Annotated in this window: 10 protein-coding genes; 2 read left to right on the forward strand and 8 right to left on the reverse strand. The window is 69.8% G+C overall.

Annotation, left to right across the window (positions count from 1 at the left end):
• Nucleotides 1–46 precede the first annotated feature (46 nt).
• The 5 genes from KQY30_RS32020 to KQY30_RS32040 all read right to left on the reverse strand — a co-directional run bounded on the left by KQY30_RS32020 (nt 47) and on the right by KQY30_RS32040 (nt 5,823).
• Nucleotides 47–913, reverse strand: a complete 867-nt coding sequence (locus tag KQY30_RS32020; protein ID WP_217310029.1) for a sugar phosphate isomerase/epimerase — start codon at nt 911–913, stop codon at nt 47–49.
• A complete protein-coding gene (locus tag KQY30_RS32025) occupies nt 910–2,154 on the reverse strand; it encodes an ABC transporter substrate-binding protein (RefSeq protein ID WP_217310030.1) in 1,245 nt (414 codons plus the stop codon). Before KQY30_RS32025 ends, KQY30_RS32020 begins: the two co-directional genes overlap by 4 nt.
• Nucleotides 2,151–3,158 carry an ABC transporter permease gene (locus KQY30_RS32030; RefSeq protein ID WP_217310031.1) on the reverse strand — a complete coding sequence of 336 codons (1,008 nt, stop codon included), beginning with the start codon at nt 3,156–3,158 and terminating at the stop codon, nt 2,151–2,153. The genes KQY30_RS32025 and KQY30_RS32030 overlap by 4 nt, the downstream gene beginning before the upstream one ends.
• On the reverse strand, nt 3,155–4,084 hold the full coding sequence (locus KQY30_RS32035; protein WP_217310032.1) for an ABC transporter permease: 930 nt from the start codon (nt 4,082–4,084) through the stop codon (nt 3,155–3,157). The genes KQY30_RS32030 and KQY30_RS32035 overlap by 4 nt, the downstream gene beginning before the upstream one ends.
• Before the next feature lie 248 nt (nt 4,085–4,332).
• The gene (locus KQY30_RS32040; protein WP_217310033.1) at nt 4,333–5,823 is read right to left on the reverse strand and encodes a sugar ABC transporter ATP-binding protein; all 1,491 of its coding nucleotides are present in this window, start codon (nt 5,821–5,823) and stop codon (nt 4,333–4,335) included.
• Nucleotides 5,824–5,988: 165 nt separating this feature from the next.
• Between KQY30_RS32040 and KQY30_RS32045 the strand changes: the two genes are divergently transcribed.
• Entirely contained in the window at nt 5,989–7,188 is a 1,200-nt protein-coding gene (locus KQY30_RS32045) for an ROK family transcriptional regulator (RefSeq protein WP_217310034.1), read from the forward strand.
• A 227-nt stretch (nt 7,189–7,415) separates the two neighbouring features.
• Here the strand turns inward: KQY30_RS32045 and KQY30_RS32050 are convergent, their stop codons facing one another.
• Nucleotides 7,416–10,493, reverse strand: a complete 3,078-nt coding sequence (locus KQY30_RS32050; protein ID WP_254407414.1) for a family 16 glycoside hydrolase — start codon at nt 10,491–10,493, stop codon at nt 7,416–7,418.
• Between the two features lie 360 nt (nt 10,494–10,853).
• Nucleotides 10,854–11,951 (reverse strand): GntR family transcriptional regulator, encoded by a 1,098-nt coding sequence (locus KQY30_RS32055; RefSeq protein ID WP_217310035.1) that lies wholly within the window; start codon nt 11,949–11,951, stop codon nt 10,854–10,856.
• 280 nt (nt 11,952–12,231) lie between these two features.
• Between KQY30_RS32055 and KQY30_RS32060 the strand changes: the two genes are divergently transcribed.
• Nucleotides 12,232–13,629 (forward strand): choice-of-anchor Q domain-containing protein, encoded by a 1,398-nt coding sequence (locus KQY30_RS32060; RefSeq protein WP_217310036.1) that lies wholly within the window; start codon nt 12,232–12,234, stop codon nt 13,627–13,629.
• Nucleotides 13,630–13,731: 102 nt separating this feature from the next.
• Here the strand turns inward: KQY30_RS32060 and KQY30_RS32065 are convergent, their stop codons facing one another.
• Nucleotides 13,732–14,646 carry a hypothetical protein gene (locus tag KQY30_RS32065; RefSeq protein ID WP_217310037.1) on the reverse strand — a complete coding sequence of 305 codons (915 nt, stop codon included), beginning with the start codon at nt 14,644–14,646 and terminating at the stop codon, nt 13,732–13,734.
• Nucleotides 14,647–14,664 lie beyond the last annotated feature (18 nt).

Consider the following 14,664-nt stretch of genomic DNA (forward strand, 5'->3'; position numbering starts at 1 on the left):
CGAGCGGGGTACCGGCCGAGGCGGGGTCCGGTCAAGGAGTCGCCGGTCAGGGGCTGTCGAGAACCCGGCGGAGGAAGGCCAGGCCCTCGGTCGCGATGCCGTCCTGAGTGGGGGCGAGCGGACGCCAGACGGACGCGGCGACGGCGATCGTGTTGTTGTGCGCGGTGAAGGACTCGATGCACAGAGCGCCCCGGTAGCCGCTCATCTCCAGCGCGCTGAGGAATCCGGCCCAGTCGAGATGGTCGGCACCAGGAGTGCCGCGGTCGTTGGCACACACCTGCACATGGACGATGCGGGAGCCGGCCTCGCGTACGGCACCGGGCAGACCGCGCTCCTCGATGTTCTGGTGGTAGGTGTCGAGGGCGACCCCGACGACCGAGTCGTCGAGGCCGTCGAGCGCGGTGAGGGTCTGGCCGACGGTGTTGAGCAGGGCGGTCTCGTACCGGTTGAGCGGCTCGACCCCGATCCGTACGCCCGCGGCGCGCGCGTGGCCGACGACGGGCGCGAGGTTCTCCCGCCACTCCGCGCAGGCGGCGGCCCGTTCCGCGGCGGTCATCCGCCAGGTGCGTCCGACAGCCGTGTACACCGGACCGGCGACGACGGGAGCCGCCACCGCGTGGGCCGCGTCGACGCACCGCCGCAGATAGTCCTGGGTGGCCCGTACGGTGCCCGGACCGGTCCGTACGAGATTCCGGTCGGGCGGCATGACCGCGATCACGGCCGCCGGGGCGAGCCCGGTCGAGTCCAGCAGCTTGGCGGCGGCTGCGGGATCCCAGTCCCCGGCCTGCTCCAGCGGCAGTTCGACGCAGTCGAAACCCCAGCCGGCCAGTCTCGGAAGGACCTCGGCGAGGACGGTGTTCCCGACGGGGGAGTGCCAGATCCAGGGGTTGGCGCCGAGCGGGAACCGGGTCATCCCTTGCCTCCCCACTCCTCGGGGAACCCGGGCAGATCGGCGCAGCCGCACATCGCGTAGTGCAGCGGAGGCATGCCCGGCCGGAGGTACTCGTCGAGGGTGTCCTCGGTGACGGAGGGCTGCGGGAGCTTCCACTCCTTGGGGACCTGCTGCCCCTGGAGGATCTTCAGAGCGGCTATGACCGGGGTGCGCCACTGGAACGTCGGGTACGCCGGGGCGATCGCAGTGAGCTTCTTGTCCTTCCACGCCTGGAGGAAGTCCTGCTGGTCCTCGCCGGTGATGGGCGGTACGTCCTGACCCGCGTCCTCGAACGCCTCCACCGCGGCCACGGCGGTGGCGCCGGAGTCCATCCACACACCGTCGATGCCGCCGTGCCGGGTCAGCGCGTCAGTGACGACCGACTTCGTCCTGGCCGGGTCACCATCGGTGAACTTCACGTCGACGACGTCGAGTTCACTCTTGTCGAAGGCGACCTCCGCGGCCGACCAGCGGGTCTCCAGCGCATCCACACCGGGCGAGATGCGCAGGGCGAGGATCTTGCCCCCGGGCCTGACCTTCTCGACGAGGAAATCGGCGGCGACCGCCCCGTACGCGTAGCCTCCGACCGGATTGATGAATGTGACCGCGCAGTCCGTTTCCACACCGCGGTCGAAGACGATGACCGGCACCTCGGCGCAGGCCTGCTCGACGGCGGGGGTGAGCGTGGCGGTGGTGTTCGGGGAGACGATCAGGGCGTCGCAGCCCTTGCCGGTGAGTTCCTGGATGTCGGAGATCTGCTTGTCGTCCTTGCCCTGCGCGTCGAGAACGGTGAACTCGGTGATCTCCTTGTGCAGTCCGACCTCCGCCCTCATGTTCTTCAGGCCGACCTGGCGCCAGGGGTTGAAGACACCGGCGTTGGAGAAGCACAGATGGACACCGCCCGCCGTCTCCTTCTTGTAACGCGCGGTGTCGGTGAACTCGGGCCGGAGCATCTGTTCCCACGGCTTGTCGGCCGGACCCTGGGGCTGCTCCTTCGCGAGGGCCAACTCACGCTCGTACTCGGCCTGTTCGAAGAATTCCGACTGCTCGCCGCTGCCGGAGCTGTCCGCCGTGGCGGTGGCGCTGCCGGGGGCGGCCGGCGCGTCCGGTGGTGTGTCGCTCGTACAGGACGCGAGGAGACCGGTCGCCAGCAGCGCGGCGGTGGCCGGGATGAGGGCGCGTACGCGGAGCGGACGTCCGCGCAGGGGGCGGGGCGCTGTCATAAGGGTTGTCCTTCCGAGGGGTTCGTACGTCGGCGGCGCAGCCGGGACCAGTCGGCGGCTCCCAGCCCGACGGCGGCAATGACGATGCATCCTTGGACGGTGGACTCCAGCGCGCCGGAGACGCCCTGGAGGTTGAGCAGGGTGAACAGCGCCTGCAACGAGAAGGCGCCTGCCATGGCGGCGACGATGGAGCCCCGCCCGCCGCCCAGCACGACTCCGCCGAGGACGACAGCAGTGATGGCCTCGAACTCGTAGCCCCTGCCCGCCTGGGCGGAGACGCCCGAGAAGCCGCCGACCAGGACCGCGGCGGTCGCCGCGGCGACCCCGGAGAGGACGAAGGCGATGATCCGGGCCCGGGCGACACGTACCCCGGCGAGGGCCGCGGCACGTTCACTGTCACCGGTGGCGACGAGCGTACGGCCGAAGTCCGAGCGCATCAGCAGCATGGCGGCGGCACCGGCGGCAAGGCAGACGATCACCGCCCATGGCAGCCAGCCGAACGCCGAGCCGCGCCCGAGCTCGCGGAAGGCGGCCGGCAGGGCGCCGTGCGGGGAGCCGCCGGTCCAGAAGAAGACCGCGCCTTCCAGGATCAGCATCATGCCGAGGGTGGCGATGAACGACGGCACACGCAGCGCCGTGCTGATCAGCCCGTTGACACATCCGACCACTCCGCCCGCGACGAGCAGCAGAGCGGTGACGAGCGGCCAGGGGGCGCCCGGGAACGAGCCGTACAACTCGGCGGCGACCACAACACCCGCGGTGACGACCGCCCCCACGGAGAGGTCGAACTCGCCGCAGACGATGACCAGATACTGGCCGGCGGCGAGGATCACGAGCGGCGCGGCGCGTTTGACGAAGGAGAGGAAGCGGTCGGGTTCGTAGAAGCCGGGATCGGTGAGGGCCAGCGCGGCGAGCAGCACCGCGAGGAGTACGAAGACGGGGGCGCCGGTGCCCAGCGCCCGTACGACGTGCTTGCCGTGGCGGGTGACGGTTGCCGTGGTCATGCGGTCGGCCTTCCCTTCGCGGCGCGGCGGGGCCGGGCGTAGACGGCGACGGCCGCGATGATGACGACACCGCGGAGCACGTTCTTGAAGAACGGGTCGACGGCGAGCTGGTTGAAGACGCTGTCGAGAACGGCGAGGACGAGGACCCCGCCGAGAGTCCCCGTGACTCCGCCGCGCCCGCCGGCCAGCGCGGTGCCGCCGAGGACCACCGCGGCGATCGATTCGAGGTCGTAGCGGGCCTCCGTACCCGCCCAGGGCGCTCCCGCGCCGAGGCGCGCCGCGAGGAAGAGCGCGGCGGCGCCGACGCACAGGGAGCAGATGACATGCGCGACGACGACGGTACGGCGGGTACGTACGCCCGAGAGCCGCGCGGCGTGCTCGTCGCCGCCGGTCGCGTACATGTGATGGCCCAGCCGGGTACGGCGGGTGATGAACCACACCGCGCCGGCCACCGCCGCGAGGAGGAACACCGAGACGGGGACCGGACCGACACGGTTGTAGCCGAGGTGCTGGAAGGAGGCCGGTACCTTCCCGGCGGGGCCGGTGTAGTTGTCCTCGATCCAGCCGCGCAGGATGAACGCCGTGCCCAGCGTGGCGATGAACGCGTTGACCTTCAGGCCGGTGACGACCAGTCCGTTGGCGAGCCCGACCGCGGCCGACAGGGCGAGGACGGCGATCACGGCCGTCACGACGCCGCCGCTCGCCACGGTCTCCGCCGCGACGAGTGTGCCGAGGCTGATGAGATACGCGACCGACAGGTCCAGCGAGCCGGTGAGGATGACAACGGACTGACCGACGGCGACCAGGCCGAGCGCGACACTGTTCTGCAGGATCGTGACCACATTGGTGGTCGTGAGGAAGTCCCCGCCACGGGCCGCGACGACGATCCAGCCGAGGACGGTGACGGACAGCACCGCGAGCCACACACCTGCGACGGGATCGCCGAGCCGTGATCCGCGCGTACGGGCGGTGGCCCGGGGCGGGGCTAGGTCCTGTCCGGTGGGTTTTCGGGGATCAGCCCGGGGCGGCTGGTGCGGTGCATCGCAAGGCGGAGGATCGCCCGTGTACTGGATGTACTCGGGCGACTCCGACAACGCCGCGAGGTGCCGTGCCAGGCGTCGCGGGCCCCCGAAGATCCGCCGGACAGGGCCTAGCGGCCCGGGATCGGTCGCGGTCACGCGGCGTCCTCCCGTCCGCCCCGGTGGCCGCCGGTGGCGAGCCGCATGACGCTCTCCTCGTCCGCGCCGGCGGGTAATCCGCCCACGAGACGGCCCTCGGACATCACAAGGATCCGGTCGCTCATGCCGATCAGCTCGGGGAGTTCGGAGGAGATGATCAGTACGGCGAGTCCTTCGCGGGCGAGTTCCCGTACGAGGGTGTGGACGGCGGCCTTGGCGCCGACATCCACACCGCGGGTCGGCTCGTCGAACAGGAGCACCTGAGGCCGGGCCGCGAGCCACTTGGCGATGACGACCTTCTGCTGGTTGCCGCCCGAGAGATAGAGCGCCTGCTGGTCCTCGCCACGGGCCTGGAGGCGCACGCGTCCGAGGAGCGCCGTGATCTCCCGGCCCGTCGGCGGTCCGCCGCGCGGGGGGACGGCGCGGGTGACGAGCAGCGCGTTGTCCCGTACGGACTGGTGCAGCGCGAGGCCCTCCGTCTTGCGGTCCTCGGTGACCAGCGCGATGCCGGCGCGGATGGCCTGGCGCGGGCGGCGGGGCCGCAGCGGTCTGCCGCCGACGGTCATGGCGCCCGTGGTGAACGGGGTCGCGCCGAACAGGGCGCGCGCCAGTGATGTACGCCCCGATCCCTGGAGGCCGGCGATGCCGACGACCTCTCCGGCCCGCAGGGTCAGGTCGATGTCCCGGATACGGTCATTGCCGCCGCCGGAGACCGTGAGCCGCTCCGCGCCGATCTCCTCCGGGCGGGCACGCGGCGGGTAGTAGGCGGTCAGCTCGCGCCCGACCATGCTCCGTACCACCTCGTCGGCGTCGGTGTCGGCGGTACGCAGTGTGGTCACGCGGCGGCCGTCCTTGAGGACCGTGATGCGCCGGGACAGGGCGAAGACCTCCGGCAGGCGGTGCGAGATGTAGAGAATGCCGAGGCCTCGCGCAGTGAGCCTGCGTACGAGCGCCGCGAGGCGTTCGCTCTCGTGGTCGGCGAGGGGTGCGGTGGGTTCGTCCATGACGAGGACCCGGACATCCGAGGCGAGTGCCTTGGCGATCTCGACGATCTGCTGCCGCGCGACTGACAGGTCCCTGACAAGCATGGACGCGGTGATGCCGGTCACGTCGATCTCGGCGAGGAGTCCGGCGGTGCGGCGCTCCATGGCTCCGCGATCCACCAGCCCGCGGCGGACCGGTTCACGGCCGAGGAAGACGTTCTCGGCGACCGTGCGGTGCGGAAGGAGCGCGAACTCCTGGTGGATGATGCCGATTCCGGCGTCCCGCGCCTGCGCCGGGTGTGTGAAGGCGTGCGCGGTGCCGTCGATCGTGATGGTCCCGGTGTCGGGGATGTGCTCGCCGGCGAGGATCTTCATCAGGGTGGACTTGCCGGCGCCGTTCTCGCCCACCAGGGCGTGCACTTCACCCGGTTCGAGGTCGAGCGTCACATCATGGAGCACCCGCACCCCCATGAAGCTTTTGGACACGCCTTGCATGGTCAGCATCAGCCGGCTCCTCGGTCAGCGGTCTGCAGTGCAGAGTCGTGACACATCTTTGACCTGTCAAGGGTCCAAGGGGCTTTGTTTTCAGGTGAGTTGACGGGGACTTAGGCCGACCGGCGAACGGGGAATGCCTTGTGAGCAGCGGAAGTCGTCCCTAGGGTGACTGTCATGCCTGTGCCGTCGGATCCCAGTGTTTCCGCCGCACACTCGCCCGGCGAGGTGCTGGCGCTGATCAGTTCCGGAGCCGTGACGACGCGCGCGGACATCGCGCGGATCACCGGACTGGCCCGCTCCACGGTCTCCCAGCGCGTCGACGCCCTGATCGCGCACGGCCTCGTCGACGAATCGGCCCCCGCCCCCGGCGACTCGACCGGGGGCCGTCCGCCGCGCCGGCTCCAACTGCGCACCGCCGGACATCTGGTGGCCGGTGTGGACCTCGGCGCCTCGCACTGCGCGGTGGCGCTGACGGACATCGCGGGAACGATGCTGGCCACGCACAACGAGCCGCTGTCGATCGCGGACGGTCCGGAAGCGGTACTTCGCCGGGTCGAGCGGACGCTGCAGGCGCTGCTGAAGGAGACGGGACGGGATCCGCGGACACTGCGCTCGATCGGCGTCGGGGTGCCGGGACCTGTCGAGTTCTCGACCGGCCGCCCCATCGATCCACCGATCATGCCGGGCTGGCACCAGTATCCGATCCCGGAGTTCTTCGCCTCGCGCTTCGGGGTGCGGGCGCTGGTCGACAACGACGTGAACGTGATGGCGCTGGCCGAGCAGCGCCGTGCGTTTCCCGACACCCGCTACCTCCTCTACATCAAGGTGGGTACGGGCATCGGCTGCGGCATCGTGGCCGACGGCAGGCTCCACCGGGGTGCCCAGGGCAGCGCCGGCGACATCGGGCACATCCAGGTCGGGGACCAGGCGGAACCGTGCCGGTGCGGCAATACCGGCTGTCTGGAGGCGGTGGCGGGCGGAGCGGCGCTCGCGGCGAAACTGGCCGGTCTGGGGCTGGACGCGGCATCGGGCAGCGATGTGGTGCGGCTGGTGGCCTCCGGCAACCGGGACGCCGTACGCATGGTGCGCGAGGCGGGCCGGGCGGTCGGCGAGGTCCTGGCGGGCCTGGTGAACTTCTTCAACCCGGACACGGTGGTGCTCGGCGGCGCGCTGGCCGCAGTGCACGACCAGCTTCTCGCCGGGGTACGGGAGGCGGTGTACCGGCGCTCGCATCCGCTGGCCACCCGTGTGCTGCGGATCGAGCCGAGCCGTACGGGCGAGAACGCGGCGGTCATCGGGGCGGGGATTCTCGCCGCCGAGCAGGCCATGTCGCCGTCGCAGGTGGACCGCCGGCTGGCGCGGGCGATGGCCTGATCCCGCGCCCGGCCGGTCTTGACCCGTCTTGGCCGGGCTTGGGCCGGGCTTGATACGGGGGCGGCTTGATCAGCCCCATGACGCTTCCCCCGGTCGTCTCCGGCCGGGGGAAGCGTCAACGTACCGCCGGGGCGCCGCGCGGCGATCGGCCAAGGCCGGTCCGGATCGGCCAAAGGTCGGCCGGGGCCGGTCCGGCTCGTCCAGGTCGGTCCAGCGGTTCGACCACGTCAGTCCAGCGGTTCGACCCACAGGTTCCTGAAGCGGACCTTGTTGCCGTGGTCCTGGAGCCGGATCGCCCCCGTCGCTGCCGATTCGGCGTCGCCGCTGCCGGTCGGGCCGTCCACGGCCACGTTGTCGTGCACCTTCGTGCCGTTCCACACCACGGTGACTCTGGCGTCCTCCGTCTTGTTCCCCGCGGCGTCGAAACGGGCCGCGCGGAAGACGATGTCGTACGTCTGCCAGGTCTCGGGTGCGGTGGCGGCGTTCAGGTCCGCGGCCTTCTTGTTGTAGATCGCCGCGGCCTCGTTCGTCGCGAGTTTCTCCACACCGAACGAGTCCAGGATCTGGATCTCGTACCGCTCCTGGAGATAGACACCGCTGTTGCCGCGGTCCTGGCCGGTGACGTCCGGCGGCAGCTTCGGCACCCGGAACTCGGCGTGCAGCCTGAAGTCGCCGAAGGACTGCTTGGTGCGGATGTCGCCGCAGCACACTTCGACGGAGTTGTCGGCCGTGCGCGGCCATTCGACACTGCGGCCGTCGTTGTGCTGCCAGGCGGAGGAGACGCTGCCGCCGGAGAACAGATCGATACGGCTGCCGCGTGGGCGTACCTCGATCATGTCGAGGTTGACATGGCCGGTGTCCTCGGGCCGGTAGGTGTACGAGACGGTGTTGCGCCCCTTGCGGAGCTCGAACCGTTCGGTCCGGGTGGACCAGCGGTTCCAGGCGCCGGTGGAGGGGAGGCTGACCTGCCGCGTCTGCCCGCCGTTGACGCCGGCGCCGATCGTCTTGGTGCCGGTGAAGGGGTGAGGGCCGTTGGCGTAGCGCAGGCTCACGTCATAGGTGCCCTTGGCGGGGACGTCGACCTCGAAGGTGGCGGTGGCGCCCTGGGTGCCGAAGCCGTCGACGAAGCCGCCGCCCGTGTAGCCGGCGTGCTCGGTGTCGATGTCCGCGCCACCGGAAAGCCGCGCGGACTCGGCGTCGTACGACGTGACAGGTTCCTCGGGACCCGGCCGCGCGTTCAGGGTGTACCAGGCCTCGGTGGACCACAGTTGCTCGCCGTCGGCCGAGGAGAACGGGCGCGGCGAGCGCACATGCACCACCCGGTCCGTCTTCAGCCCGGGGATGCTGAGCCGGACCGTACGGCGGTCCTCGGAAATCCGGGCCGCCGCGACGGACAGGCTCTCCTCGTCCACCTTGGGGCCGCCGTACGCCGGCGTGGGAACGTAGCGCCACTGCTCCACGGAGTAGCCCCCGTCCGTCAAGGCGGCGGCGGTCTCCTCCGACAGGGGCTTCGTGTAGGTGAGTTCGAAACCGTCGCGGGTGGCGCGCATGGTCTTGATGTCAAAGACGTTCGTGCCGTTCGGAGCGAGTTTCTGAAGACCGAAGCGGAGTTTCCCCTCCTGGCCCCAGTTCCCGTCCGCGCCGAGGCCGCCCGCGTAGATGGCACCGTCCGGTCCCGTGCTGATCCGGGTGATGCCGGCCTCCAGACCCTGCGTGTGACGGAACACCGCGCCCTGGTACTCGCCGTCCACCTTCTCCAGATCGGCGCGCTGGAGGCCGCCGTAGGTGACGTCACCGAAGAGCAACTGACCCGCGTAGGTCCCCTTCTTGACCACCATCGGTGTGCTCGGCGAGTTAGCGATCTCGTTCTGCGGCAGCCAGAGCACCGGCTTGGTGACCGTACGGTCGTCGAACGGGCCGTCCGGGTTGGTGTAGTGGTTGAAGAACCGGTCCTGCTTCACCTGGACGAGCTTCGAGGCGGGCAGCCAGCCGCCCTGGTTGTCGGTGACGAAGAGCTCGCCCTCCGGACCCCAACCGATCCCGTTCGGGGTGCGGAGACCACCCGCCACATAACTGACCTCTCCGGTCGCCTTGTTCACCTTGACGGTGGTGCCGCGGTTCGCGGCGGGCTGCGGATCGGTCGTCGCGCCACCGTAGTTGATGGCGACCGAGAGATTCAGATAGAAGTACCCGTCCTTGTAGAGCAGTCCGAAGGCGAACTCGTGGAAGTTGCCTCCGTACGGCCAGGCCGCGACCTTGCGGGTCGTATCGGTGACGTCGTCGCCGTCGGTGTCGGACAACTCGGTGAGCTGGTGCTTCTCCGACACGTACAGCTTTCCGTCCACGTACTTGATGCCCATCGGCTCTTTCAGCCCGTCGGCGATCTTCTTGTACGTGACCTTCTCCGGAGCGGTGTCACCCGTGACACCGTCGAGGAGGTAGACCTCTCCCACGGTGTTGTCACTGCCGCCCCAGGTGGTCACGGCGAGTCGGCCGTCCGGCAGCCAGTCCATGGCGGAGACCTGCGGCTCGAAGCCTTCGGGGCGCAGATCGGTGAGGGTGTAGCCGGGATTGACCGAGGTCAGCGGGAGGCCGTCGCCGGGGGTGTCGTAGCTGCCCTCGCACTCCTTGCGGCCGGGGGCGGTGACGCGCACCACGCCGGCATCGGTGCTGAGCACGGAGTTCGGGACGAGTGTGAACTCGGTGGCGCCCGGCGGCTTCCACTGGAGGGTCACCTGCTGCTCGCCGCCGCGGTCGAAGTGATCGATGTGGAGCGCGTGGTAGCCGGGGGTGAGGGTGATCTCGCCGTCCTTGGGTTCGGCGCCGTGCAGTCCGTCGTGGTCGATGACCTGCTGGTCGCCGATGAAGAGACGTGAGCCGTCATCGCTGATCAGGCGGAAGGCGTACGTGCCCTCGGCGGAGACGTCGACATTGCCGATGATCTGCGACATGAAGTTGTCGCTGAAGCCGAAGCCCTCGGTGGACGACCAGTCGACCGTGGGAATCAGCTTGTCGACATTGGGGGTCTGGGCCGGCTTCAGGTCGCAGAGCTTGCTGAGCGGGGACTGGACGTCGAAGACACGCAGGGTGACGCCGGGTTCCTGGGGCGGCAGTTCCGCCGGGGCCCTCGTGTCCAGGGGGACCCTTGTCTCGGTGGGGGCTTTTGTCGCCGCGGCGGCCGGTGTCTCCGCGCCGACCGCGGGTGCCGCGAGACCTCCGGTCACGAGGGCGGCGAGGAGCAGACCGGTGATGGTCCGTGGTCCGCGTCGGCCGCGGCGGGCGCTCTGGTATTCGTGTGGCTGCACTCGTCCTCCTGCTGGGGGCTGCGAGTGGGCGAGGGCCTGGGCGGCCCGCGCCCGCGGAGTGGAGTTCGTACACGTACCGTCGGTGCGGTGGCGGAGTTCCGCCGCGCTCCACGCATACTTCTGCGCGAGAACGACGCCCAGAGTATGGACGGCCGACGCATCGGTCCATACTTTGTCCTCAACGGGGAGAAACTGGCCGGGTGTTGGAGGAGCCGGGCATGGCCTGGCTCGCGGTGGCTTCCGCCGAGCCGCGGACAGGCCGGGGCGGGGGCGGGCCGAGCTGTGGGCGGGCCGGAGCGCGGGTGGTCGGGGAGCGGGGGCAGGCGGAGCGCGGGCTGCCGGGAAGCGTGCCGGGGTTCTTCAGCGATGCCCGGGCGCCGGGCCCGTGGACTCCCGTACGACCAGGTGCGGCACAAACGCTTCCTGCCGCCGCGGAGCGTCCGGATCGGCGATACGGGCCCTGAGAATGTCCGCGGCCCGCCGGCCGATGTCCGTCTTCGCCGGGGAAACGGCGGTCAGGGGCACCTCGCACAGATCGGCCACCTCGTTGTCGTAGCCGATCACGGAAAGATCCCCGGGAACACTCAGACCGCGCCGCCGCGCCGCCCCGACCAGCAAGGACGCTTCACGGTCCGCGAAGCAGAGCGCGGCCGTCGCCCCCTCGTCCAGCAGACGGCCGAGAAAACGGTCCGCGTCCTCCGCCGTCCAGCGGGGCAGTGAGACCGCGGCCACGGGAGCGGCATCGAGCCCGGCGTGCTCCAGCCCGACGGCGAGGCCCGACCGGACCTGCGGGGCCGTGTGCGGACTGGTCCTCTCCATGTAGCCGATCCGGGTGTGCCCGAGCCGCAGCAAATGCTCGACAGCCGTACGCGCCCCGGCCGCGTGGTGGGAACAGACGAACTCGTGCGAGGTCGCCGGCAGGTCCATGCCCCGCTCGACGAGCACCGCGGGCACGGCGAGTTCCCCCGCGTCCCCGAGCCAGTGCCGCGGGCCGTCCTCGCCGAGCGTGGGTACGAGTATCAGCCCGGCGGAGCCCGACCGGATCAGTTCCTCGACGGCTCCGTGCTCCATGCCGGGGTCCCAGTCGGTGCAGCGCAGCAGCATCCGTGAGCCGTGGCGGGAGAGTTCGCGTTCGATGCCGGCGATGACGCGCGGGTAGTAGTAGGTCAACGAGGGAACGACGACGCCGACGGCGTATCCGGTACCCGGTGTCCGGGAGGCCGAGATGTACGTTCCGGATCCCTGGCGGCGGTAGACGAGCCCCTCCTGGACCAGCAGATCGACGGCCCGCCGTACGGTGTTGAGGCTCACCCCCTGGTCGCGGGCCAACTGCTGTTCCGTCGGCAGCTTCCCGGCCGGCCAGCGCAGTTCGGCGATGGCCCGGCGCAGCTCGTCCGCGAGATGCCGCGTCTTGTGTCCCCGTACGGCGGTGCCGGCAGGAGCGCGCGACGAACTCATCGCATCCCCCCTTCGATCTGTACTGACACCGGCCCGCCCGATGTGACGAGCTTAAGACCCTACCCACCATGGAGCTGCCCATGGTGGAGCTCTGCTGACAGGACGTCAACTGCCATTCATTCCAATGAATCTGTTGACGCGTGGCATGACTTGACCCAAACTCCTCACCAGGCGCAGCGCGAGTCACCGCGAATCCCCCATGCTCCTCACGCTTCCACCCGCGCTCCTCACACCTCCCACACCCTCCACAAGAAGCCGAGGTCTCCTCGTGGCCGTCACCATGTCCATCAGCAGAACCAGCAGGCGCACCGCACTCGTCACCTGTGCGGTGCTGGTTCTCGGGTTCCAGGCCGACCCCACGGCCTTCGGGACCGGAACCTCACCCGCCGCAGCCGCGGCCACCGCCTACTACGTCGACCCGGCCGTGGGTTCGGCGAGCAATCCCGGTACGGCCGACCGCCCGTGGCGGACACTGCAGGAGGTGTTCGCGTCGGGGAGGACCTTCGCCGCCGGCGACATCATCTATCTGCGCAACGGAAACCACGGAAGCCCGGTCATCACCGGAGGCGTCGCGTCGGGCGTACGGACCATCAAGGCGGCGCCCGGCGCGACGCCCCGGATGAAGACCCTGCGGTTCGCGTCCGGGGCGACACGCTGGACGGTCGACGGGGTGCTCGTCTCTCCCCAGGAGGCGGACGGTACGTACACGACGGGCAACCTCGTGCAGTTCGACGCCGGCGCCACCCAAGATGTCCTCCAGAACTCGCAGGTCCGAGCCGCGAGCGACGCCTCGGCGGACACCTGGTACAACAACGACTGGGTCGGCCGCAGTGGTACGGCGGTCCTGGTCATCGGCGCCAACAACCAGGTCCTCGACAACCGGATCCGGAACGTGCGCAACGGCGTGATGCTGGAACGTACGTCCCAGGCCGGTGCCGGCGCGACCGGAGCGGTGGTCAGGGGAAACAGCGTCGACCACTTCTGGGAGGACGCGTTCCGCTGCAAGGTCAGCGGCTGCCTGTTCGAGTACAACTCGGCGGTGAACAGCTACGCGGTCGTACCGGCCGGCACGGAGGCCGACCCGCCGCACCGGGACATGTTCCAGAGCTACCGCGGCGACGGCAGCTTCACCCCGGTCACCGACGTCGTACTGCGCGGAAACGTCTTCATCAGCCGCACGGGCACCCGCTACGCCAAGATCCCCTTCCAGTACAACGGCAAGTACACGATCCAGGGCATCGGCGCCTTCGACGGCCCCTACCGCAACTGGACCATCGAGAACAATGTGGTCCAGGTGGAGGTCGGGCTCGCCATGGGCCTGTACGGCATGAACGACAGCAGGATCGTCAACAACACCGTGGTCCCGCGCTATCCGGCCACGGACAGCGAGATCCGCCTCACCAACCAGAAGGACGGAACGCCGTCGAACGGCGACATCATCCGCAACAACCTGGCACGCACCTTCAACACCGGCGCCGCGACCAACACCCAGCACTCCAACAACATCACGGTGGGTACGGCCTACTCCACCTACTTCACCGACTACCCGTCCGGGAACCTGCACCTCAAGCCGGGCTCCCCCGCCATCGGCGCGGGCACAACCAGGGAAGCCCCCACCCTCGACGCCGACCGAAAGCAGCGATCGAACCCCTTCGACGTGGGCGCCTACGAGTTCTGACACCAATACCGACACCGACAGCGATACCGGCATCGGCGCTTGGCCGCGGGCCGCAATGGCCGGCCCGCGGCTGTTCCTCGCGTATGGGCGATGGCCCCTGCGTCAACCGGCCTCGGGTGAGGCTCCGTCGTCGTAGTTGTCGGTGACGCCGTCGTTGAAGACGATGGTCAAGGGGGCCTTTCCGGCCCGGCGGGTCTTGCGGAGGTCTTCGGCCATGCGCCGGTAGAAGGCGGAGGCCATGGCCCAACTGCCGTCGAAGACACTGCCCTTCACCCGCGCTTCGCGCAGGGCGATGAGTACGCCGATGAGGGAGCGGCCGGAGAGGATGATGCGTACGCGGCCGTCGCCGTCGTCGGTGATTTCCGGAGTGGGATTGAAGTGCTCCTGGCCCGAGGCTAGTCCGGCGACGAAGTTCCAGGCGTCCCGGTGGCAGACGAGCACGATGGAGGCGATCGGCGCGGCGCCCAGCAGGAGCGCGCCATGGCTTACTTCCTCGCTCGGTTCGGTGCCGGAGTCGAGCGCTTCGCTGGACTGCTTGCGCTGGTCGGTCTCGTCCGGCTCCCCATCGGGAAGAACGCCGGTCCGGCCGGTGCTCATCGAGGCCGGCGTCTCGGTCTCCCGCGCCCGACCGTTCGCAGAAGGCTCCACGGCGGGCACCTCGGCCTCGGCGGCGGGGGCGGCGGCAGGGCCGGTCCAGGGCGTCGACGTATCGAAAACCTGGTGACCGGCCAGGTCGTTGACCAGGCTGTGGAGATCGGCCACCGCCTGCCGGATCTCGTGCAGATCCTGGCGCAGCGCGGTGACCTGCCGGGTGACCTCGGTCGTGGCCGAGGAACCGTTGTTCACGCGGGCGCGCGTTTCACGGATGTCGTCGCGGAGGCTCTCCACCTCGGCGGTGACGACCTGACGCAGTTCCTTCTCCGCGCCCTCGACGCGGTCGCCGACCGCGCCGATCTGGTCATTCAGCTCACGCCGAGTGTCCAGCAAGGCCGTCATCAGGTCGTTGTTGCGTGCCACAGCTACCTCATCGCACTA

Origin of the sequence: Streptomyces sp. GMY02 (assembly GCF_019056675.1) — a bacterium.
In the GTDB taxonomy this organism is placed as follows: domain Bacteria; phylum Actinomycetota; class Actinomycetes; order Streptomycetales; family Streptomycetaceae; genus Streptomyces; species Streptomyces odonnellii.